18 protein-coding genes are annotated in these 22410 nt (G+C 48.0%); 4 read left to right on the forward strand and 14 right to left on the reverse strand.

Features of this window, described 5'->3' with window-relative positions; all coding sequences use genetic code 11:
- Both QN395_RS17580 and QN395_RS17585 read left to right on the forward strand, forming a co-directional pair.
- On the forward strand, nt 1–432 hold a 432-nt coding region (locus tag QN395_RS17580), incomplete at its 5' end, for an efflux RND transporter permease subunit (RefSeq protein WP_323492462.1).
- 181 nt (nt 433–613) lie between these two features.
- Nucleotides 614–1009: a hypothetical protein gene (locus QN395_RS17585; RefSeq protein WP_323492463.1), complete on the forward strand. Its 396-nt coding sequence runs from the start codon at nt 614–616 to the stop codon at nt 1007–1009.
- Nucleotides 1010–1101: 92 nt separating this feature from the next.
- Here the strand turns inward: QN395_RS17585 and QN395_RS17590 are convergent, their stop codons facing one another.
- The 7 genes from QN395_RS17590 to QN395_RS17620 all read right to left on the reverse strand — a co-directional run bounded on the left by QN395_RS17590 (nt 1102) and on the right by QN395_RS17620 (nt 11806).
- The gene (locus QN395_RS17590) at nt 1102–1476 is read right to left on the reverse strand and encodes a RidA family protein (RefSeq protein ID WP_323492464.1); all 375 of its coding nucleotides are present in this window, start codon (nt 1474–1476) and stop codon (nt 1102–1104) included.
- A gap of 87 nt (nt 1477–1563) precedes the next feature.
- Nucleotides 1564–3243, reverse strand: coding sequence for a TolC family protein (locus QN395_RS17595; protein WP_323492465.1), 1680 nt, complete (start codon nt 3241–3243; stop codon nt 1564–1566).
- Nucleotides 3244–3278: 35 nt separating this feature from the next.
- Nucleotides 3279–6374 (reverse strand): CusA/CzcA family heavy metal efflux RND transporter, encoded by a 3096-nt coding sequence (locus tag QN395_RS17600; protein WP_323492466.1) that lies wholly within the window; start codon nt 6372–6374, stop codon nt 3279–3281.
- Entirely contained in the window at nt 6367–7662 is a 1296-nt protein-coding gene (locus QN395_RS17605; RefSeq protein WP_323492467.1) for an efflux RND transporter periplasmic adaptor subunit, read from the reverse strand. The genes QN395_RS17600 and QN395_RS17605 overlap by 8 nt, the downstream gene beginning before the upstream one ends.
- Nucleotides 7663–8316: 654 nt before the next feature.
- The gene (locus tag QN395_RS17610; protein WP_323492468.1) at nt 8317–8895 is read right to left on the reverse strand and encodes a hypothetical protein; all 579 of its coding nucleotides are present in this window, start codon (nt 8893–8895) and stop codon (nt 8317–8319) included.
- On the reverse strand, nt 8892–9242 hold the full coding sequence (locus QN395_RS17615; protein ID WP_322117849.1) for an autorepressor SdpR family transcription factor: 351 nt from the start codon (nt 9240–9242) through the stop codon (nt 8892–8894). Before QN395_RS17615 ends, QN395_RS17610 begins: the two co-directional genes overlap by 4 nt.
- Before the next feature lie 185 nt (nt 9243–9427).
- Nucleotides 9428–11806 carry a bifunctional diguanylate cyclase/phosphodiesterase gene (locus QN395_RS17620; protein WP_323492469.1) on the reverse strand — a complete coding sequence of 793 codons (2379 nt, stop codon included), beginning with the start codon at nt 11804–11806 and terminating at the stop codon, nt 9428–9430.
- Nucleotides 11807–12019: 213 nt separating this feature from the next.
- Here QN395_RS17620 and QN395_RS17625 point away from each other — a divergent pair, with 213 nt between their 5' ends.
- Nucleotides 12020–12634 carry a TetR/AcrR family transcriptional regulator gene (locus QN395_RS17625; RefSeq protein WP_322117847.1) on the forward strand — a complete coding sequence of 205 codons (615 nt, stop codon included), beginning with the start codon at nt 12020–12022 and terminating at the stop codon, nt 12632–12634.
- A 131-nt stretch (nt 12635–12765) separates the two neighbouring features.
- Nucleotides 12766–13881 carry an alkene reductase gene (locus tag QN395_RS17630; protein WP_322117846.1) on the forward strand — a complete coding sequence of 372 codons (1116 nt, stop codon included), beginning with the start codon at nt 12766–12768 and terminating at the stop codon, nt 13879–13881.
- Between the two features lie 354 nt (nt 13882–14235).
- On the opposite strand, the gene QN395_RS17635 is transcribed toward QN395_RS17630, so the two are convergent.
- The 7 genes from QN395_RS17635 to QN395_RS17665 form a co-directional block, all read right to left on the reverse strand.
- Nucleotides 14236–15594, reverse strand: a complete 1359-nt coding sequence (locus QN395_RS17635) for a PAS domain-containing sensor histidine kinase (protein ID WP_322117845.1) — start codon at nt 15592–15594, stop codon at nt 14236–14238.
- A gap of 5 nt (nt 15595–15599) precedes the next feature.
- Nucleotides 15600–16952 carry a sigma-54 dependent transcriptional regulator gene (locus QN395_RS17640; protein ID WP_322117844.1) on the reverse strand — a complete coding sequence of 451 codons (1353 nt, stop codon included), beginning with the start codon at nt 16950–16952 and terminating at the stop codon, nt 15600–15602.
- A 109-nt stretch (nt 16953–17061) separates the two neighbouring features.
- Complete coding sequence (locus QN395_RS17645; RefSeq protein WP_322117843.1) at nt 17062–18297, reverse strand: ABC transporter permease; 1236 nt, start codon at nt 18295–18297, stop codon at nt 17062–17064.
- A 17-nt stretch (nt 18298–18314) separates the two neighbouring features.
- Nucleotides 18315–19631 (reverse strand): ABC transporter permease, encoded by a 1317-nt coding sequence (locus tag QN395_RS17650; protein ID WP_322117842.1) that lies wholly within the window; start codon nt 19629–19631, stop codon nt 18315–18317.
- 8 nt (nt 19632–19639) lie between these two features.
- Nucleotides 19640–20368 (reverse strand): ABC transporter ATP-binding protein, encoded by a 729-nt coding sequence (locus QN395_RS17655; protein ID WP_322117841.1) that lies wholly within the window; start codon nt 20366–20368, stop codon nt 19640–19642.
- A gap of 122 nt (nt 20369–20490) precedes the next feature.
- On the reverse strand, nt 20491–21759 hold the full coding sequence (locus QN395_RS17660) for an efflux RND transporter periplasmic adaptor subunit (protein ID WP_322117840.1): 1269 nt from the start codon (nt 21757–21759) through the stop codon (nt 20491–20493).
- A gap of 55 nt (nt 21760–21814) precedes the next feature.
- Complete coding sequence (locus QN395_RS17665) at nt 21815–22264, reverse strand: hypothetical protein (RefSeq protein ID WP_322117839.1); 450 nt, start codon at nt 22262–22264, stop codon at nt 21815–21817.
- Nucleotides 22265–22410 lie beyond the last annotated feature (146 nt).

Here is a 22410-nt window from a genome sequence, read left to right on the forward strand (position 1 = left end):
ATCCGTATGGCAATGCTTATCTTGATGATGGTACCTTTTACGATGATAGGCGGAATCGCTGGTTTAGCACTGGCGGGCTTGCACTTCTCTGTTTCTGCTGCAGTAGGATTCATCGCAGTAGCGGGCATCTCTGTACAAAACGGCGTGATTATGCTGGAGCAAATATTAGAATTTGAGAAAACCAGCCGTGCTGATTTTTCTAGCGCAATTGAAGGCGCGGTAAGCCGGCTCAGACCGATATTGATGACTGCATTGATGGCAGGTTTAGGTTTATTGCCAGCCGCGTTATCGCACGGAATCGGCTCAGAAACCCAACGCCCGTTTGCGGTCGTGATTGTGGGCGGCATTGTCTCAGCAACTTTTTTCACTCTGCTGTTACTGCCGTTGAGCTACCGCTTATTTAAGGATAAAGCGAAGGAAGAAGAGGAGTAAGGGAAAGTAATGACGATCGATGAATTAATTAATACTCCCCATAGGTATATTTTAATTGTCCATACATTATATGGTCGATATAGGATTTTTATAAAAAATTATGGGGAGTATATTAAATTGATCAGCCAAAATCTGACCAAAAAGTGACTTAACCGTCAATTTATTGACTTAGGAGAATACGATGTCCAAGAAAGAAATCACCATACCAAGATTGATGATCTGCCTGCCGAGCATCTGTGCTGCGCTGGCAACCAGCACACCGAATGCCTTTAGCCAAGAAGCTGATCTGGCGCCAGCGGCCAAAGACAATCTTAAGCATGGCTGGGTAAGCAATCTCTACGATGCGAAGTCTGATCGGAAAAACTTGCCTGAGTGTCTGGAAAAACTCACGGACTCAGAGCGCGACAATAAGCATTTCGCCAAAATACATTACCAGCATGCACGTCGTGGCTTGAATACCATTGCTGAAGTGCCAGAATCCATGAGCTTAAAATTGGATGATGAAGTCGAAGTAGTGCCAGAGAATTGCGAGAAAGGGAAGTTTGCCCATATCGTTAAGGTCTTGTCTGCTCATTAAGCAAGCATCAAAACGGATTGGCGAAGTAGTTGGTGATCTCTGACAAAGTCACATCGGCTGTACGCTGTTTACATGATCTGAGCAGGAATGATCTAAGTAGCAACGCTCTGAACAGCCGCCGTCATTTCGATCTCTACTTTGTAATCAGGATGAATCAATTTTGCGCCTGTGGTCGAGCGTGCCGGAGCGTGGCCCGGCGCTACCCATGTGTCCCAGGCATCATTCATCGCGGCATAGTCGCCCACTGATGCCAGATAAATTCTGGCGGAAACAATATTCGTTTTATCAGCGCCTACTTTGGCCAGCAGACGATCGATAAAATGCAAAATCTCGCGAGTCTGTCCCATCACATCTAAGGAAGTATGCTCAGCAACTTGTCCTGCGATATAAATTAATTTAGCAGTACCAAGATCGACTACGGTCATCTCGCTAAAACGTGGTCCCATTTCAAAACGCAGAATTTCCATATCGTCTCATTCTCTTTTTGTTTGCTTATTTTGTTACCGAGGGCAGCGTATTGGTAATGCTATGTTGGCCTGGCTATCCGCGCCTCGCTATTTTGACGCTGCCATGTCTTTAGTCACCGTTGCAGAATTTCTGTTCCACCAACCGCCGCCTAAAGCCTGGAACAATGCAACGGTGTCCGTCAAACGAGCTGCCTGCGCCTGTACTAAATTTAACCGGGATTGCTGATACGCTTGCTCGCTGCTCAACACATTTGCGCTACTTATATCGCCTAATGCCAGTTGCCGTTGAACAATCGCCAGACTCTTGGCAGCAGCCCGCTCTGCCCTTTGTGCAGCCTTCAGCGCAACCGCGTCTGATTGTATCGCGATCAAGGCATCTGCCACATTTTGGAAAGCATTGATCACAGTCGCGCGGTATTGCGCGGCCGCTTGATCATACGCGGCCTGCGCTGCACCCTGCCGATGTTTTAGCGTACCGCCATCAAAAATAGGTTGCGTGATATTGCCTGCCAAAGTCCAAAAACCGGTACCCGCTTTAAACAGATCACTGATAGAACTGGCAGCAGAGCCATAGGTATTCACACCCAAACTAATATTCGGCAAACGGTTAGCAACAGCAACACCAATCGCGGCACTGGCGGCATGTAATTGCTCCTCTGCGGCACGGACATCTGGCCTATGCTCAACCAATGATGCGGGTAGCGTTAGCGGTAACTCAGCTGGCAGTTGCAAGCTGTCTAGCGTGAAGATCGTAGTAGCAAGACCGGACGTATGTTCGTTATTAGATTTATCCTTGGGTTCGCTCTTGGGTTCGCTCTTGGGTTGGCTATTGGATTCGATCTCAAACCCATCCGGCAAGCGCCCGGCAAGCGCACTTAATAAATCTCTTTGCAGGGCTAATTGTTTTTCTAAGGTTGGCAACGCCACTTCTGTATTTGCCAGCGCAGACTCTTGTGCCGCGACATCAATCTGTGCGATTTGTCCCAGCGCATACTGACGTTGAATCATCTTCATCAACTGAGTCTGAATGGCAATAATTTCTTTTGTCGCGGTAATCTGGCCGCGTAAAGCAGCCTCTTGAATTGCTGCCACCACGACATTAGACGTCAGCGTTAAATAGCTGGCTTCTAACTGAAATTTTTGTGCCTCTGCCTGCGCCTGCAAAGACTCGATCTGGCGGCGATTACCACCAAACACGTCTAAGGTATAAGACACGCTGACCTGCGCCGTATGCAAGTTGTAATAGCTAGCACCGGAAGAAGCCGGACTGGCGAGGGTACCAGCAATTTTCTGTCGGGTTGGCAAATACGACGCTTCGACTGAAGGGAACCACGCGCCTTGCTGTGCATAGACATTTTCCATTGCGCCACGCAAAGCGGCCTGCGCTGCTTCTACAGTCGGATTTTGTTTTAGACTTGCCTCGACCAGGGTACTTAATGCAGGCGATTGAAATAGCTCCCACCACTGCGCGGGAATATCACTTTGGATAAATTTTTGTGACTCCAGATTTTTATCTATGCCGCTATCCGGTTGATTTTTCACGCTACCGTTTGATGCAGGAACGGATACAGTGTCAGACATATAGGCCGATGGCAGCATAGTCGCCGGACGCACATAATCAGGTCCTGCAGCACATCCGGATAACAGCAGCAAGCCAGCGATGGACGACCAATATGCTCGCACTTTTACCATTGCATTCTCAGTCACAATTTTTGCCACGATGCGCTCTATAACATCAGCCGGTTTTTTGAATAAATTGTGAAACATAGGATACTTCATCAAGAGCCGATTCAGATTTTTCATTATCGATTCTGCCTTAATCGCAAACCCCAAGTTTTGCTCTCGAACAGACGTTCCATCGCAAAATAGTAAGTGGGTAGAATAAATAAAGTCAGCAAGGTTGATACGATCAAACCACCGACGACTACGGTTGCCAGTCCACGCTGGACATCGGTGCCAACGCCAGTTGCCAGCGCTGCAGGTAGCATTCCGAAGGCAGCGACAGTCGCCGTCATCAAGACAGGGCGCAGGCGCTCGGTTGCACCTGCAATGACGGTATCGTTTAGCGGCAAACCCTGACCGCGTACACGGCGGAAGTTAGCAACCATGATGATGCCGTTTTGTACCGACACTCCAAACAAGGCAATAAAGCCGACTGCGGTTGCGACGTTTAAAGTCTCGCCAGTCACATGCAAGGCAACAAGTCCACCCAAGGTCGCCATTGGTACCACACCCAAGATTAAAATGACCTGACGGATTTTTCCAAACTGGAAGAACAGCAATACGGACATTAGCGCCAATACCACGCCTAAAATAACGATTAGCCTTGCGTGAGCCCGTCGTTCATTCTCAAACTGCCCTGCCCATTCGAGCCGAATTTTCTGCGGATTAATTTTGATCTCAGCATCAATCCTTTGTTGCGCTTCTGCCAAATAAGAAGTGAGATCACGTCCACGATTATCGATACGGACAGTGATCTGACGTTCACTCGCCTCATGTGAAATCGTACTTTCTCCGGTCTGGAATTTGATACTGGCAACTTGCGATAAAGCGATCTTTGCGCCGCTTGAGCTGTTTAATGTCAGGCTACCCAAGGACTCAGGATTGTTTTTGCTGGCTTTAGGAAAACGTGCCGTCACATTGTAAATACGATCGCCCACATACACCGATGAGATCGCCGCACCGCCAACTCCGGTCTGTATCAGGGCGGCGATATCTGCTGTGTTAATACCGTAACGTGCAGCCTGTTCTCTATCCACTTTAATCACGACTTGCGGTATCGGCGGCTCCTGGAATAAGGATGCCGAGGCAGTACCGCGTATCGTCTGCAAAATATCGACAATCTGATTACCAATACGGCGATTTTCTCTCAGATCGTCACCATACACACGCAAGACTAATGGGCTATGCGCACCACCGATCGCGTCATTTACACCGTCAATAATCGGCTGACTGATGCTGATAGAAAATCCCGGCATAGTGGCAAAACGCTGATTCAGGCGTTTGATCAGGTCGGCCTTGCTACCGCCATTGGGCCACTGATCGTAAGGCTTTAATCCGACTGGCACTTCCATATGCGATGGCGTCCACGGATCAGTACCGTCATCATTGCGACCAAGCTGAGTGACGACGTAAGAAATTTCTGGAAACTCTTTTAAAGTTCTGCGCAAATCACTCGCCATCTCATTAGCTTTTTCGATAGAAATACCGCTGGGTACTTGCACCTGTAGCCACAGCGCTCCCTCATCAATATCAGGTAAAAATTCGCGTCCCGCTGTTGAGCCGAGAATGGTGACGCACACCAGCGTCAATGCGCCTATGCCGTACGCAATCCAGGTATTTTCTAACGAATGACGCAACAGACTGGTGTATCTTTGGGTTAGCCAGACTAAGGGGCGGTTATGAAATATTTTGCGCGGTTTGCGCAGAGCGGTAAACGCAAGTCCCGGGATCAATACCAGTGCGCATACTAGAGCACCTAACAAGGCATAAGAAACCGTATAAGCCATCGGCGTTAACAACTTGCCCTCCGCACGCTGGAATGCGAATAAGGGGATGTAGGCAGCGATAATAATCAAGGTCGCAAAAAAGATCGGGCGCGCCACTTGCCCTGTCGTGCGCAAGACATCTTCTTCTGATAATTCAACATCAGGATTTTTCTCGCGACGCAACAAGATTGCCTCCATAACGACAATCGCGCCATCGACAATAATGCCAAAATCAATCGCTCCGAGTGAGAATAAATTGGCAGGCATTTTGGTCGCCGCCATAATGATAAAGACCGTGACCAGCGCAATCGGTATTGCCACAGCAGCTACAACCGCGCTACGTGGGCTACCCAAAAATAAGATCAGTACCAGACAGACTAAACCTATGCCTTCCAACACGGTATGGCTGACTTTATGTACCGTTAGTTTGACCAGATCATCACGATCAATGTAGGGCACAATCTTGACACCCATAGGCTCCAGCTTTTTGCGTAGCTGCTCTACTTTTGCATGCACGCCTTGCAAGACCATAGAAGGGTTCTCATATTTAAGCATGAGCACAATGCCTTCTACGGTGTCTGGATTATTGTCTTTACCCAGAATGCCTTCACGTTCCTGATGTCCGTATTGCAGCTTGCCGAGATCACGTAGCAGTACCGGAACACCGTTATTTTGCGTGACCACAACCGTCGCCAGATCATCCAGCGAATGCACCTGCCCGATGCCGCGGATGACATAACTTTGCTCGCCACGTGCAATCCGGCCACCGCCTGCATTGGCGCTATTGGCGTTGATCGCGGTTACCACATCATTCAACACCACGTTGTAACGTTGCAGCTGGGTGGGGTCAAGTTCTAACTGAAATTGTTTGGTAAATCCGCCAAAGTTATTCACATCTGCAATGCCGGGTACCTGCTTAAATCCGGGGATCACGATCCAGCGCTGAATCTCGGATAACTCCATCAGATTTTTGGTATCGGATTCCAGCGTATACCGAAAAATTTCTCCCGCCGGCCCAGAAACCGGCCCCAGACCCGGCTGCACACCAGCGGGTAACGAGACTGATGCAATACGCTCCAACACACGTTGGCGTACGAAATAATCATCTGCACCATCCTGAAACACAAGAGTGATCAAAGACAATGCGAACGTGCTGCTGGAACGCATCGTAACTAAGCCTGGCGTATTACTCAGCGCGCGCTCTAGTGGCGTGGTGATTTGTTGCTCTATTTCTTCCGCAGCCAGACCCGGCACTTGGGTAGAAACCTGTACTGTGACATCACTTAAATCGGGATAGGCTTCGACTGCCATTTTTTGCCATGACACGTAACCATACATCGAAATCACAATCGCCAGCACCCATGCCAGATGACGCCGCCGGAAACATAAAGCGATGAGCTGGTTAATCATTGAGCAGCACTCCACCGCGTACGACCACACGATCTGTTGCAGTCAGACCGGACAAGATGGTCACTTTGTCGTTATCCTCATGACCCAATTCCACGCTGCGGCGTACAAACGTCCACGGAGCAACTTCAACAAATACGGTGATGTCGTCATTGTTCATTAACAAAGCCGAAGTTGGGATCGTAATAGGTGTAATAGAGGCCAGCTGTGACGCCTGCGCTTGAGGTGTTGATCCGGCTTTGGTTGTTTGCATAGTTTGCGTAAGCAAAATACTAGCCGTTGCAAACATATTCGGCTTGAGCTTGCCATCCTGATTGGCAAAGCTGATGCGCACTTTATTGCGTCTGGTGTCTGGCTCCAGCACGGCACTGACAAAGGCGACCGTGCCATGAAACGTCTGGTTAGGGTAAGCAGGTAAGTTAATATCTACCGACTGACCTTTAGCGACGGAAGAGACCAATTGTTCTGGCACATTGGCAGTGACCCAAATCTGGTTGAGATTAGCAACGGTCATCAGACTCGCTGTAGCGTCGTTCAGATAGGCGCCGCTGCCCACAGTAAGCGCAGTGACCACGCCTGAGATAGGTGCAGTGATGCTGAGTAATCTGGAACTGGCTTTGGTGTGGATGTTGATGGCATTACCAGTATTGCTGGTAATGCTGGTATTGCTTTGGAGCGTGCTTGTGGATCCATTCAATACCTTCAGACGGGTTTCAGCACGTCGCGCTTCTGCTTGGGCTTGTACATAATTGCTAGTCGCTTGCTCAAAATCTTTGGCGGCATTACCACCCGCAGCATTCACGCCACGCGCGCGCTCCAGCGCTTTATGCGATAACTCCAGGCCGTCCTGCGCTTTATCAACATCAGCATAGGCTTGCGCCAAATCCGGCGAGCTGATGAGCGCCAGCACTTGCCCTTGTTTAACGACATCCCCCAGCTTTACTTTTAACTCGACCAAACGCCCGGTCAACGGCGGCAAAATATTGACTGTCAACGAAGGGTCAGCCTCCACCGTCGCAGGTACGGTAATGATGTGCGATGGCACCGACGTTGCCACTGGCAAAACAGCCAGCCGGGATCGCAAAGGTGATTTAGCGGGGACGCTAATTTTATCGCCCTGCCGGATCATCATTTGTTCCTCATCTGATGTTTTGGCAGTTGTTGCACCAGCAGAGGCGGACAATTTGTCAGCGATCAAAACCACTAGCGCAAAGCTACCAAGCATCGCAACAAGCACCGTAAGACGTTGACGATTTTTTGTGATCGTGGAAATAGGATTTATCATTTTCATTGAGGTTTGCCTCATTGTTTATTCACACGACAATGTCAGTGCTGCAGATTTTTGGTCGTAACGACCAGTGGGGGCTAGTCTGGGTATATTTTTACCGGAAAGAAATCCAGACGATGATCGGTCTTGGGACTACTTCTCAGATGAGCAAGCAGAGTATGCAAAGTTGTTAACCAGCCACAATCAATTCAGAACCATAAAGTTTTGAATTGAGCCTTGAATTTGGCCTAGAGTTTATTTGCGGTATTTGACCTGAGAATGACGTCAGGACTCAGGTGTTGCATTTTAACGATGTGTGTCTGAAGAAATACTTAAGAAGTCCTGAATTTTTCTTCAGGATTGATGAAGAGAGAGTGAATGCTATCGCGGAGTCAGGAGGATTTAATCTGAAAAATCCGGGTGGAAATTTGGGTGAAGATTGGAGCAGTCACTGATTCAGCGATTCAGTAGTTTGGGCGGCAATTCGGACAATCATTACTGTGGTGGTTCATCAAAATGCCCGGCTAACAAGGTGAACAATAAGATTGATATACAAGCAGAACACTATTGCAAAATAAATATACTCTCACTCTGTATATATAAGTAGTCCAATTAAATACTGGACACTAAGGCATATTTTAAAAAAATAGAGGGGAGTATGTTAATTTAACGAGAAAATCAACATCCGCCAGCACTACGTAGTACACGATCTCCGAGGATGCGTACTAGCGCATACATCAGCCCTAAAAATAGTATGAATGGTGCTGCGATATTTGCGTAGGCTAGCGGCAAGAATAACCAGGACAGCGCATATCCCAAGCCACCAACTACCAAAGCCCAGCCTGCAATCCGGCGCATTGCGAGACCACGTGCTGTGCTTACTTGTTTGGGGATGCTGTTGGCAAAGACGACAACGATGACTCCCATCATCACGCTATTGCTCCGCTCGGCAAACTGACTGACTAATCCATCCGTCCATCCCAACGGTATAAGCAAAGCGAGTCCCAGCATTGAGCCAGCTAGCACTATGGCTTGCGTAATTTTACGGCGGTTGACTTGGCCTGCCGAGCCAACTGCTGCACCTGTTGGTAACAACTGACGAGCGATCCACGCGATACCGATGATAGCGAGCGCGAGGACATAAGGCCAAGGACGGGCAAGATGGAGGTAGCACAGATAGCTGCTGGCAAAAACTACCCATGTGCTGATGAGGATGGCGAATGTGCGGAGCGGTTGCTCGGAGATAGTTTTCATCATTTTCCTTCAGTTTGTGAGGATGGTGGTTGAGCATCTGGCACTGCTGCTGATGTTAATGGCGGTGACATTGGTGATGAGTCCGCCTTAAGCTGACTGCCCAGCAGTTGGGCAAACCCAAGCAAGGCGTCCTCCAGTACCGAGAGTTGCAAGCAATACACGATGGTCTTGCCTTGTTTTGAGGAAGCGATTAAATCAGCTTCACGCAGGATAGAAAAATGGGCTGACATGGTGGGTTTGGACACGTCAAAATAGTCCGCTAACTCGCCTGCCGTTTGTGGACCATTGCGCAGTAGCGCCAGTACCTGACGGCGAGTCGGATCGGAGAGGGCTTTAAATATCTGATTCATGTTTTGAAGATTAGCTAATCATCTAAATGAAGTCAAGGACTTATTTAGCCATTGGTCTAAATGATGTGTTGAATCAGTTGCGCAGAGGGAACGTGGCAATCAGGAGGAGAAAGTAACCGCTGTGACGAACGAAAAAAGTAATGAAGAAGTCAGCTAAGTTCGTAGCGAACAGCGCAAATCAACGATCAACAAGCGGCTAAAATTTGGCAGGTCATGTCGAATTGCTGTGCGAGCAAGGAGTGCATATCGGCGACTTCCAAAGGACGATAATACAAATATCCCTGGAAATAATCACAGCCGATATCTTTCAGGAATTGCTCTTGCTCTAGGTTTTCTACACCCTCTGCTACTGTCGTACAAGACAAGATGCTGGCTAGCGAGACAATCGCTTTGATGATCATTTCACTTTTTTGATTATTGCCAATCTGCGCAACAAACGAACGATCAATTTTGACGCTGCGGGCGGGGAAGTGGCTTAGTTTTGATAAGGAAGAATAGCCAGTACCAAAATCATCTATCGCAATGCCAAAGCCTTTTTCTTTCAGCGCATTTAAATGCTCTACTGCCAGAGATTCGTTCGCGATTAGACCGGTTTCTGTGATTTCAAATTCCAGATATTGGGCTGTCACCGCATACTGGGCACAAGTACGCTCTATCAGTTCCAGTAAGTCGCTACGCGCCACATCAGAGGCGGACAGATTTACCGCCACTACCGGACTGTCGCCAAATTCATCCAGCCATTGCCGGATTTGTGAGCAGGCGCTATCGAGTACGAAATTGCTGATCTCGCGGATTAAACCAGCGCGCTCTGCAATCGGAATAAATTCAACCGGGGACACATTACCCAAGCTGGAGGACTGCCAGCGTATCAGCGCCTCTACCCCAGCCAGACTGCCGTCTTGTGTGATCTTGGGTTGATATACCAGCCTGAATTCACGCTGCTTAAGGCCGTTGATAATATCGACTTCGATTTCGATACTGCGCCGGATTTCTGATTCGTCCTCATCATCAAATAAAGTCGCGCCCGATTCGCTGGAGCGGCGCGCGGTGTCTAGCGCCAATTCACTACGGCGTATCAGATCATCGGCTTCGGTCTCGTCTGTTCTGACCAGCGCGATACCTGCTGAAAACTGAACCAGCAAAGTTTCGCCATCGATCAAAATCTCTTTAGGCAAGGCATGTCGCACACGCTCGACCAGTTTAATAATATCGCCCGGCGTACTGTATTGCTCGACAACGAAGGAAAAAACAATACTGCGTAAGCGCGCACAAAAACAATCTTGCGGCAGAACAGTGGATAATTCTTCTGCGAAGCGACGCAGTAATTGATCGCCAAAATGTACGCCTAATTTTTGATTCGCATGACGGATACTATTCAGGCGAAACGAGACCAATGCAGTCACTTTATCTGGCGTAGGATTTGCCAGAAGACGCCGCAAATGCTGGCGCAACATGTCGCGGTTAGGTAAATTGGTTAAGGTATCGTGATTGGTCAAAAAGCTTTCACGCTCCTGACTCAGTTGCAAGGCATTGTGCATCGAGTACAAGTGCGAAACATCACGCAGCGCGACGATATAGTTTTCGTTTTTGGTCTGAGAAATATTTTCCATCGAGACCAATTTACCGTCACGCGTCCGGTATGCGGACATACGTAGATTGGCAACCTCTTCATTAGCCATATTATTAATAGCTGAGCTAGACGCAGATGTGTTTACTTTGAGGCGAACACTATTATCTAAAGACAACCAGTCAAATAATTGACTGCCTCTGGTGTCATTGGTGTCTTTGCTGTCAGTAGCCCCAAGAATAGTAGAGCCATTTGCGGATACCTCCGTCACACATCCCAGTAAAGCATTCGCCAGATTATTCGCTTGCAAAATTGTGCCGTTGCTATCGGTCAATACCAGCGCACTTCCCGCATTTTGAAAAATCTCGTGGTACTGGGCATGGCTAACCTCAAGCTCGACACTGGTCTTGCGGTGACGGGCAGCAGATGCATCCAGAGCATGTAGGACGCGAAATACTGCGAGCGGCACACAGACATTAAAAAATAGGAACAGCAAAGACTGAACATAGCCGTGACTATCTGGCAGCGTGATATTAATACCAGGAAAATGGAAGATCGGTTGATTATGCAGTAACAGTAAAAACGGCAAGCTATTCACCAACATCAACCCAACTGCTAGTCGGGTATTAAAAAATAATCTTGCGATGATGGGTGTGGTGTAGATAAAAATCACACCAAGTTTGGCGATTTCAAATTGATCAATAAAACTGAGCATGGCAAACGCAGCGCCATATACCGTGCCAATTAACACACCCGCACTTAAGGCAACATGGCGCGCCGAATAAAACAGGCCGATACTCAAGGCAAGGTAAAACAAGCCCACAACCCATAAGACGTGATAAGCCCCGACAGCAATCGCTTTGAGCGAACTATCAACGGCAACAATTGCTTCCAACAAAAAACCTGACACCAAAATAATACGCAAAGCGCTTATTTTCCATACGGTGTGCTCTGTTGGATCTAGCCCGCTTTCGTTAAGCGAAAGCCAGCGGAACATGATTGAACATGGGAGACATTAGAGTAATTTTATTTCCACACGGAAATTTAGATTATCGCATAAAATGCGACGAAGACTCAATTAGCATGCGTCCTTCGGGTTAAACCAACAATAAGTAATACACCTCATTGCGACCACCATGCCGTGACTAAACATGATTTAAAACATCAAATATCTTGACACTAGACGACTGGTCTAATAATATCTTGTGTTATGGACAGAATAGATCAATATCAAGATACCCGAGAACGCATACTCGCCATTGGCCAAGAGCTGATCGTGGGGCGTGGCTTTAGTGCAATCGGCTTGAATGAGATTTTGACTCGCGCAGAAGTGCCTAAAGGTTCTTTTTATCATTACTTCCAATCTAAAGAAGGCTTTGGCGTTGCGTTGTTAGAACGCTACTTTGATGATTATCATGCACGCTCTGCTCTGTTGTTTTGTAACGAATCAATCAGCTCGCGCGAACGCCTGTTAGCTTACTTTGGCAATTGGCGCAAAGTTGCCGACAACAGCCAATGTCAGGTCATGTGCCTGGCGATAAAACTGGCCGCTGAAGTCGCGGATTTGTCAGAGCCGATGCGTATCGCTTTGAGCAAGGGCATGACGCGCATCATCGAACAAATCGCGCAAGTGTTGGAACAGGCGCAGGCCGAAGGTAGTCTGTCCAAGCAGTTAGATGCCGCACAACTAGCCGAATCTTTATATGGCATGTGGGTTGGCGCGTCATTATTGACCAAGGTTAACCACGATATCAAGGCAATGGATTTAGCCTATAAACAAACGCAGCAAATGCTACAACCGCTACAACCGCTACAAACCCCTTAGCAATAAGACTGACGCAATATTAAAGACCAGGTTTTTTAATCCTGATCAAACCGAGACAGGCAATTAATTGCCTTTTATTTTTAATCCAGACTAGACGACTGGTCTATTTTATTTACTCTTAAAGGATACACATGCTTAAGCATTTACTCTCCCCTGTAGCAACCGGCAGCATCCATTTAAATAACCGCGTAGTGATGGCGCCATTGACACGCTCACGTGCAGGGCAACCTGGTGATCTACCACGCGCACTGAATGTTGAGTACTACGCACAGCGCGCCACCGCAGGTTTGATCGTGACCGAGGCTAGCCAAATCTCCCGTCAAGGTCAGGGTTATGCATGGACACCTGGCATTTATACCGACGCACAACAAGCCGGCTGGAAGCAAGTGGTTGGTGCCGTGCACAACAAAGGTGGCCGAATCGCACTGCAACTCTGGCATGTCGGTCGCATTTCTCACTCGCTGTTGCAAGAAAACGGCGCAGCACCGGTAGCACCGTCTGCGATCATCGCGGCCAATAGTCAGTGCTTCGTTGTGCAACCAGATGGCACGCCCGCCAACGTCCCGACCGAAACACCACGCGCTTTGCTGTTGGAAGAAATGCCAGGCATCGTTGCGCAATATAGTGCTGCGGCAGTACGCGCAAAACAAGCCGGTTTTGATCTGGTGGAAGTCCACGCTGCCAATGGTTATTTGTTACAGCAATTCATGTCGACCAACAGCAATGTCCGTACCGACATCTATGGCGGCTCACTGGAAAATCGCGCACGCCTGACGTTGGAAGCAGTCGATGCAGCGATTGCAGAAATCGGCGCTGACCGCGTAGGTGTTCGCATCTCGCCACACTTCGTCGCACATGGTATTGCTGATACTGAAGCCGAAGAAATGGCATTGTATTTGGCTGCAGCCTTCACCCAGCGTGATATCGCTTATTTGCATATTGCAGAACCTGACTGGGCAGGCGGTCCGGTGTTGACGGAAGCATTCCGTAAGCAATTACGTGCTGCATTCAAAGGCACATTGATTTGCTGCGGTGGCTACACCGCCGATGAAGCAGAAGCTTTGATCGCCAGCGGTTTGTCTGACGCCGTTGCATTTGGTCGCCCTTATATCGCTAACCCAGATCTGGTCGCACGTTTTGCAGCAGGCGCAGAACTCAATCAGGGTGATCGCACGACCTACTACGGTGGTGAAGAAAAAGGATATACCGATTATCCAACGATGCAAGAAGCGAAAGTGGCGGCATAGATTTGATCGTTGCGTCTGATTACGATGTTATTCACTACGCTTAATCACTGAGCTTGATCACTGAGCTTGATCACTGAGCCTGAAATTTCGATCAGGCTCAGTGGTTGAACATCCGTCAATTTATCGTTCTAGTGCGGGTGGACAGCTAGCATCGGTCAGCAAAAGTATCAGCAAAGACGCTGGCTCTCCGCCTGCGCAGGGATGATGAACTGGCGTTTTTTGCTATATCCCTCATAAAATTACTACCCCGGTGTATTTTTTAACGTCCAATGATTATCTGGACGATACCCTATATTATTGCCTATACTCCCCTATTTATCTATTTTTACAGCTTACTACTGCCTATTTTTAATATTATGCAGGCAATACTAAAGTCACTATCACGCCACCGCCTTGACGGTTACGCAGCAAGATGCGACCGCCATGCGCTTCGATAATTTCTCTCGCCAGCGCCAATCCTAATCCGGTACCACTGCGTTTGGTCGAATAAAACGGTACCAGCGCGTTTGACATAACGGCATCGATCATTCCATTGCCCTGATCCATGACTTCGATGCGTATCATGCCGTGCAATCGACGCACACCTAAACTGACATGTTCAGGCGCTGATCCTGATTCATGCGCGTTTTTTAACAGGTTGAGTAACGCCTGCTCCATTTGCGCGATATCAAAACTGACCTTCTCATCAGGTAATTCACCGATCAGGTGGAAATCCATCTGCGACTGCAAGCGAGAAATAAATGGCTGCCACGAGGTCGTTTCTGTGCGCGGGGTCGGCAATTTAGCAAAACTCGCATAACCTTGAATAAAGCTTTCCAGGTGGCGGGAACGCTCTTCTATCGTGGATAAAATTTCTGGCAAGCGCTCAGTTTGCCCTCGCCGCAATAACTCTGCGCCAGAGTTGGCGAGTGAGGCCACCGGTGCCAGCGAATTATTCAATTCATGGCTGATCACACGGATGACTTTTTTCCAGGTCTGGACTTCTTGCCGGCGCAGCTCTGCCGTCAAGTGGCGCAACAATAGCAGTTCATGATGCCGTCCGTTCAAACTGAAGTTACGACGTGCCAGGTGATACACCTCCTCCTCGTCATCACCGTTTTGTCTGTTTGCGCCCTCTTTGGCATTGACCGTGAACAAACCGTCGCCACCTTTATCGATGGCGTCGCGCAACGAAGCTGAGAGATGTTTTAACAACGCATCAAGAGTATGGCCTTCTAACTTACGACCCTCGTTGAGCAACTGTCTCGCGGCGATATTGGCAAAAACAATCGGGCCTTTTTCGGCAACCAGCAGCATTGCCACCGGCGTATTTTGTAGCATTGTATCCAGCAACAACTCACGCTGAACCAGACTCAGGCGCTGCTCGCGTAATACATCACCCAACGCATTATGGGCATCCACCAAATCCGCCAGCTCATCATGCCGCGGCCAATGCAGTCCAAACGAATAATCTCCATCCTGATAGCTAATGACGGTACCACTCAGCGCGCGGAATAATGCCAACATCGCTTGCATCTGGTTACGTACCAGCATGACCGTAACCGGCAACATCACCAGTGCGACAAGTAATACTGTCAGACCAAACTCTTTAGGAAAAAAATGCTGCGACGTATAGACCAGAGCAATGCTCATCGCGATTAAAAAAACGGACAGCAAAGTAAATCTGGCTGTCAGCGATATACCTAGCTTGGTTTTAGAGTCGTCAGGCGTCACTCAGATCACCCGGCCTTGCTAATGCCAAGTCTGTCCATCCGCCGGTAGAGCGACTGACGGCTTAACCCCAACTCCGTGGCCGCCTGAGCAATCACCCCATTTGCCTTACTTAAGGCTTTTTCTATCGTCGCACGATCCAGTTCCACCTCGACATTGACGCGCGCTTGCGCGATCACTGGCAAGCCTAGATCGCTGGCTTTCAGCTCTGAATCGCTGGCAAGCAAGCTTGCTCTTTGCATGACATTTTTTAATTCACGCACATTACCGGGCCAGGTATACTGCAGCAACAACGCACGTGCTGTCGGATGTAGAGTTTTAGCAGCGCTTTCACCACGACTTAAGAAATGCATCGCTAAGGGAATGATGTCGTCCGGTCTATCTGCCAAGGACGGTAAATTGAGCTGAATCACGTTCAGGCGATAATACAAATCCTCTCTGAAGCTTCCCGCTTTAATCATCGCGGTTAAATCAGCATTGGTCGCACTGATCACCCGGACCTTAACCTGACGCTCTTTGTTAGAGCCAAGACGTTCAAAACGTCCAGTCTCCAACACACGTAATAACTTCATCTGCCCTGCAAGCGGTAAGTTACCAATTTCATCTAAGAATAAGGTACCGCCATCAGCTGCCTCAAACTTACCCTCCCGCGCTTTGATGGCACCGGTATAAGCACCGGCTTCAGCACCGAATAATTCTGCCTCAATCAATTCAGAAGGAAGTGCACCACAATTTAACACAACAAAAGTACCATCTTTAACACTGGAATTAGCTTGAATAATTTCGGCAATTCTCTCTTTGCCAGCACCATTCGGCCCTGTGATCAGCACAGATACATCTGAGCGTGCAACCTGACAGGCCATAGTCAACACTCGCTCTGTTGCCGCGTCTTGCCAGACTAAATTACGCAGGTCATATTTTTGTTCCAGCTCGCGTTTATTTTTACGCTCACGCAACACTCTCTGCTGCAATGCCCGATTGGCTTGACCTAGCTCGATCAGATTTTTTACTGTCGCCATCAGACGCTGATCATTCCAAGGCTTAGCTAAGTAATCCGCAGCACCTGCTTTAATCAATCCAACAGCAGCATCCAGATGCGTCCAGGCGGTGAGCAAAATCACAGGCAGATCGGGATGACGTTGACGAATCTGATGAAACAAGGCTACGCCCTCCTCACCAGAGGTAGTGTCAGCGCTAAAGTTCATGTCCTGTATCACTAAATCGACACTGGTTTTTTCTAATAACGCTAAGCCTTGTTCCGGCGATTGCGCGCTGATTGCGGCGATATCGTGCAAAGACAACAGCACCTCCAGTGCGATGGCAATCGAGGGGTTGTCGTCAATGATGAGTACATTAGGCATAGAGAAATTGATTATGGAATATCGGATTAAACCGCATCGTACAACACAAAAAAACAGAACATCACATAAAGTTTTTCCGATACGCCGATAAGATAGGACCGATCACATTCTAAGCGCCACGTGTCGCCGTAGCAGGTGAAATACTCGCCCCACGCAAAGCAGGCACATACACAGCAGCGACACCCAATATCCAAAACACGCAGGGTGCAAAGAATAAATACTGGAACGGCAATTTGCTTAACTCAAACTGACTGACCAGTAATTGATTGAGCCCTACCGCGAGCATAGTGCCGAGAACAATTCCGCCAGTCGTAATCAAGATATTTTCGGTAATAAAGTAGCGCAAAATATCTACCTTACGCGCACCCAAAGCCCGGCGCACACCGATTTGCTTGCGACGTTGTGCAACCCATAAGGTACTCATACCGACAATCCCGCTGGCAGTCACCAACATCAACAATGCACTCACGGTAATCAGCATCCACGCCAAAGCCTTATCGCTGCGATAACGCTTAAATCGCTCATTATCTATCGTATCCATTCGAACAATCATTGGCTCTCCGGCTGCTTTAGTCAGTGCTGATTCTGCCTCTTTCATTACACGGTCTCTTTGACCTGCTTCAACACGCACAAAATAGGTGTTCGATGATCTGACGGTAGTTAAAGGGGCAATAACAGAATCCTCAAACCGTCCTGTACTTTCTGCTTCAGTGGTCTGTAAACTCTCGACGACGCCAATGATTTTCGATTCATCGGAATCATTGCCTGTGCCCCAAAACATGGATTTTCCAATCACATTTGCCTCATTGGGATAGAGTTCTTTGGCTACCGCTTTTGTCACAATCACGACACGCGGTCTTAAGTCACTTTGTTCGCGCGGATCATATTCAAGTACGTCATCAGGATTAAAATCACGACCGGCAATCAGTTTTAATCCTAAGGTTTTTACCAAAGAATCAGAGGTGTTGTAATTATCAACTGTAGTGGAGGGCAAGGTTTGTAGACGGTCGACAGAAATACTTGAACGACTACCTGAACGCGACATCGGCACCTGCGATGTTTGCGCCACAGAGACTACACCGGGGATCGCACGCAGAATTTGTTTTTCGCTCTGTAATACCGCTTTAAAGTCATCCATTGATTTTCTTTGAAGACGACTGCTAGTAATATGAAACACACTAGCTTCGTCATTAATACCGCTGGAGCGTACGGATGCCTCTTGCCTCAGCTGGACGATATACATGGCGTTGGTCAAAATCGCCAAGCTGATAGCAACCTGTATTGCAACTAACAGCGGTGCTGTTTTATTTCTCAACAACGCAGATAAAATCGGACGGATTTCCATATTGATCCTCTTTACTATTATTGGGATTTAAGTTGTAGCGCTGGCGTCACCTGACATGCGCGCCAGGTCGGGAGTAAGCCTGCCAGCACACTGGCACTCACAGCGAGGATGAAGGTCAAAACTAGCATATTCCAGTCCATCTTCGCCAGCACTGCCATCTCACCCGACTGTCTTGAGATCAGCCAAAGTCCGCCGAAACTTAAAACTAATCCAAAAAGACCACCAACTAAACCAATCACACCGGTCTCAATAAAAAACTGCATAAAAATATCTGCCCGACTAGCACCAAGCGCCCTGCGCACTCCAACCTCCGACGATCGCACAGAAAATTTTGCCAGTAATAATCCGGCGGTATTCACCAGGCAGAGTAATAAGAATCCAAATGCCAGCCATGCAGATAATTTACTATCGTCCCTTACAATTTTCAGAAAGCTCATCCACTCTTTTACGTTCAACAAAAGATTCGGTGCGCCACGAGGATAGCGGCCTACTTTCTTTTGATCTGCGGTGTAAGCATTCAGGTAATTAAGTAGCTTGGTATGATCTGAGGCTGTTGCTGTTTCAAACCAAAATTGTAGCCAAGTGCAATCAGAGGCAAGGATTCCCTTAAAGCCAGCACCCATAGGACCGTGACACCACATAGACCCACTTGGTCCTATCTCGACTACGGCTGCTGTATTGAAAGGAATATAAAACTCATCTTCCCCTTTAAAACTTCCTCCGCTACCGTTGATCAAATGGGTAAAGCGGGGTAAGGGATTCCATTTACCCAAGACGCCGATCACTTGATATTCATTATTTTGCATACGTAAGCGCTTGCCAAGTGCGCTCTCTTTTCCGAACAATTTTTCGCTTAAGGTCTGGCTCAATACAACGACTTTGGCTGCATTTTTTTCTTCTGCGTTAGTCCAACCCTGACCTTGAGAAAAAGGAACTTCAAACATAGCAAAATAGTCGGCGCTGACGGCAAGTCCCTGAATATCGGCAACACGTAAATCTGGTCTGGATGGCTCTAATGTCATTTGAACGCCATACACCGCCGCACGTCGCACGCCCTGATCCGCTTTTAAAAAATTGGTTACATCAGGATAAGATAATTGCGTTTCCTCAATCGGCGCACCTGGGACATAACCTTCCAACGGAGAGTTGTCCATGACAGGCACAAACAGGCGATCGCTTTTTGAGGGGATAGGATCAGTTGACATCATGTGCAAAATCGTCAGCGTAGACACGCTCGCCGCGACCCCGATTGCCAGCGTTAACACCATCAAACTTGTCAATACCGGATTACGTCGCAGGCTGCGGATACCCAGAAAAAAATAATATTGAATCATGGCATTTCCTAGGCAGCGATTGAGTTACTGGCGGACTCTGATTCAGTCTGATACAGCGATGGCGATTGACGTATCAGATCGGATACCTGGCCATCAATAATATGTACATTGCGCTGCGCTCTAACTGCCAGTTCAGGGTCATGAGTCACCATCAGTATGGTTGTACCGCGTGCGTTAATTTCTTCCAGCAACTCCATCACACTGCGTGCCATATGGGTATCCAGATTACCGGTCGGTTCATCAGCTAACAGTAATTTGGGGGAGCCAGCCAGAGCACGGGCAATTGCAACCCGTTGTTGCTGACCGCCAGAAAGCTCGGCTGGATAATGTTTCATACGGGAGGCCAGACCAACTTGTGTGAGCGCCTCTTCAATCCGGCGCTTACGTTCAGCCGCATTAAAACCACGGTAACGCAGTGGGACATCGACGTTATCAAACAAACTTAGATCAGGGATCAGATTGAAGCCTTGAAAGATAAATCCTAACTTCTCATTCCGTAAGCGCGAACGGTCATTGTCATTCATGCCCTTAACATTGACTCCATCCAAAAAATAATCGCCATCGGAGAATTCTTCCAGCAAACCCGCGATATTCAAAAACGTCGTCTTACCTGAGCCGGATGGACCAGTGACAGTCACAAATTCGCCCTCTTTGACATGGATTTCAAAACCACGTAATGCATGTGTTTCTATCATGTGGGTGCGATACACTTTGCTGAGATTATTCATGCGTAACATAGTTGTACTCTCGATGTAATTAACTAATGGTTGATATCTGATGACGGCAGGCTAGGCTTAAAAATTGATGCTGATTTAATATTGAACTGATATTGATATTGAGCTGGTCATGAGTAGACAATCTAATTGTTGATCGTGACACGTTGCGCATTTTGGAAAGTGTCGGTTCCGGCGATAACGACCTTATCACCTGTTTTTAACCCCTCTAAAATCTCCACTGAAGTGACACTGGTTGCGCCTATTTTGATCGGCTTCCGGGTAGCGACACCAGCTTCGACAACGTAGGCAAAGCGACCGCCTTCACTCTCGACAAAAGGGCCACGGGGGACGATTAAGACATTCGGCTTTTCCTCAATCAATAGGCGGGCAGAGACGCGTTGGCTTTGTCGTAATCCTGCGGGTTGCTGACCGTTAAAACGTACCCGGGCAAGCACTTGGTTTTTGACGACCTCAGGAGATAGTGCAGATAACTTACCAATCGCATTGATGCCATTGATGGTGATCTCTACATTCATACCAAGACCTAAATCAGCGACATAGGTTTCTGGAATTTCTAATTCAACCTCCAGTTGTGACAGATCGACTAAAGTCATCAGCGGCGTATTCGCAGCGACTACACTACGATTCGCCACAGACAAAGTACCAACGATGCCATCAACTGGCGCACGCAATCTGAGATCGTCCACACGACGTTGTGCGTTATCACGGACTAAACGCTGTTGCAGTAACTGGCTGTTCTTAGTTTTCAGCACCAGATCAACATCCTCATTTTCTAAACCTGTCGCCTGCTCTGCATGCTTGGCGCGGATTTGTGCAGACTTCATCGCGTCCTGGGCTTTTAAAAAATCGATCTTTGCCACGACACCCAATTGCCCCGCATTTTCAATCCGTTGATAAGTGCGCTCAGCCGAGACCCGATCAATCTCGGCCTGATCGGCATCACGTCTGGCTAATAATTTTTGCTTGCGTGCGAGGATGTGCTGACGGGCGACTTCGGCTTCTAACTGTTCATAATTGGCCTGTTCACGTTTAAGCTCATTGCTCAGGTCTGGTGACTCCAGTTCTGCAACGACATCACCCTTACTGACTTTATCGCCTGCTTTGACTTTCAGCGTGACGGTGCTAGGTGCTGTGGCATATAACGTAGGACTATTCGCGGCAACCATGCGCCCGTTAACCGCAGCGTCTCTAACCAGTTTGCCGCGTGTTACGGTCGCGATACTCAGCCGGGATGCACTGACCGACTGAGAACTACCAGTCCAAGCGCTAAGCAATACAACAGTCGCAATCAGGATCGCGGCTGCGATTGCCAAGATCAAATAGACTTTTTTACTGCGCCAGATCGGCGTAGAAGCAATAACAGAATCTTGAGCAGAAGTATCGCGGATCATTTTATTTTTTGTAATGTGAGTGTTTAATTAATGTATTGCAGTATTCGTGCCAGATCTAAGTCATTGATTTATTGAGAATTAGCTTTTTTCGATTGACTGTGCGCTGTGTCCGCGGAGTGTCCGCGAACAAATGAGCGGACACTAATTGAATCCCACCGGACACGGCAAACTGAGTGTCATCGCCCAAACTAAAAAATGGAATGCGATGCTCTGCATGCGTACAAATAGCCAATGCTGATAGAAATTTAGTGAGCAGGAAGCCGCTGGTTTCTTGTACATCAGCGCAAATTTCCGCAGTCCATTCAGCACTGTCACACCACTGAAGCGATGCGCTGACATGTAGTAAATGGCAAGGAGAATAAGAACTGAGTCGTTCAATCTTGCCGTTGCCGAGCAAGAAAAATGTCATCAATAAAGATAAGACAAATCCCAGCAAAATGGTCGCTGTCAATTCAAAAAATCGCTGTAAGCTAACTACGGGGCGCGAGGTCGAATCGGGATTCATGGTGTACTCCTTGGAAAGAATAATGTTCTTTCAGCACGAAATATGCCAACCACAAGAATTTCGATAAACCCATGATTTATATACGATTTTTAAATATCTAATGTATTGACGATGTGTACGGACGCCACGTGGCCAGTGACCGCTCA

The sequence above is a fragment of the Undibacterium sp. RTI2.2 genome, from assembly GCF_035018705.1.
GTDB lineage: Bacteria > Pseudomonadota > Gammaproteobacteria > Burkholderiales > Burkholderiaceae_D > Undibacterium.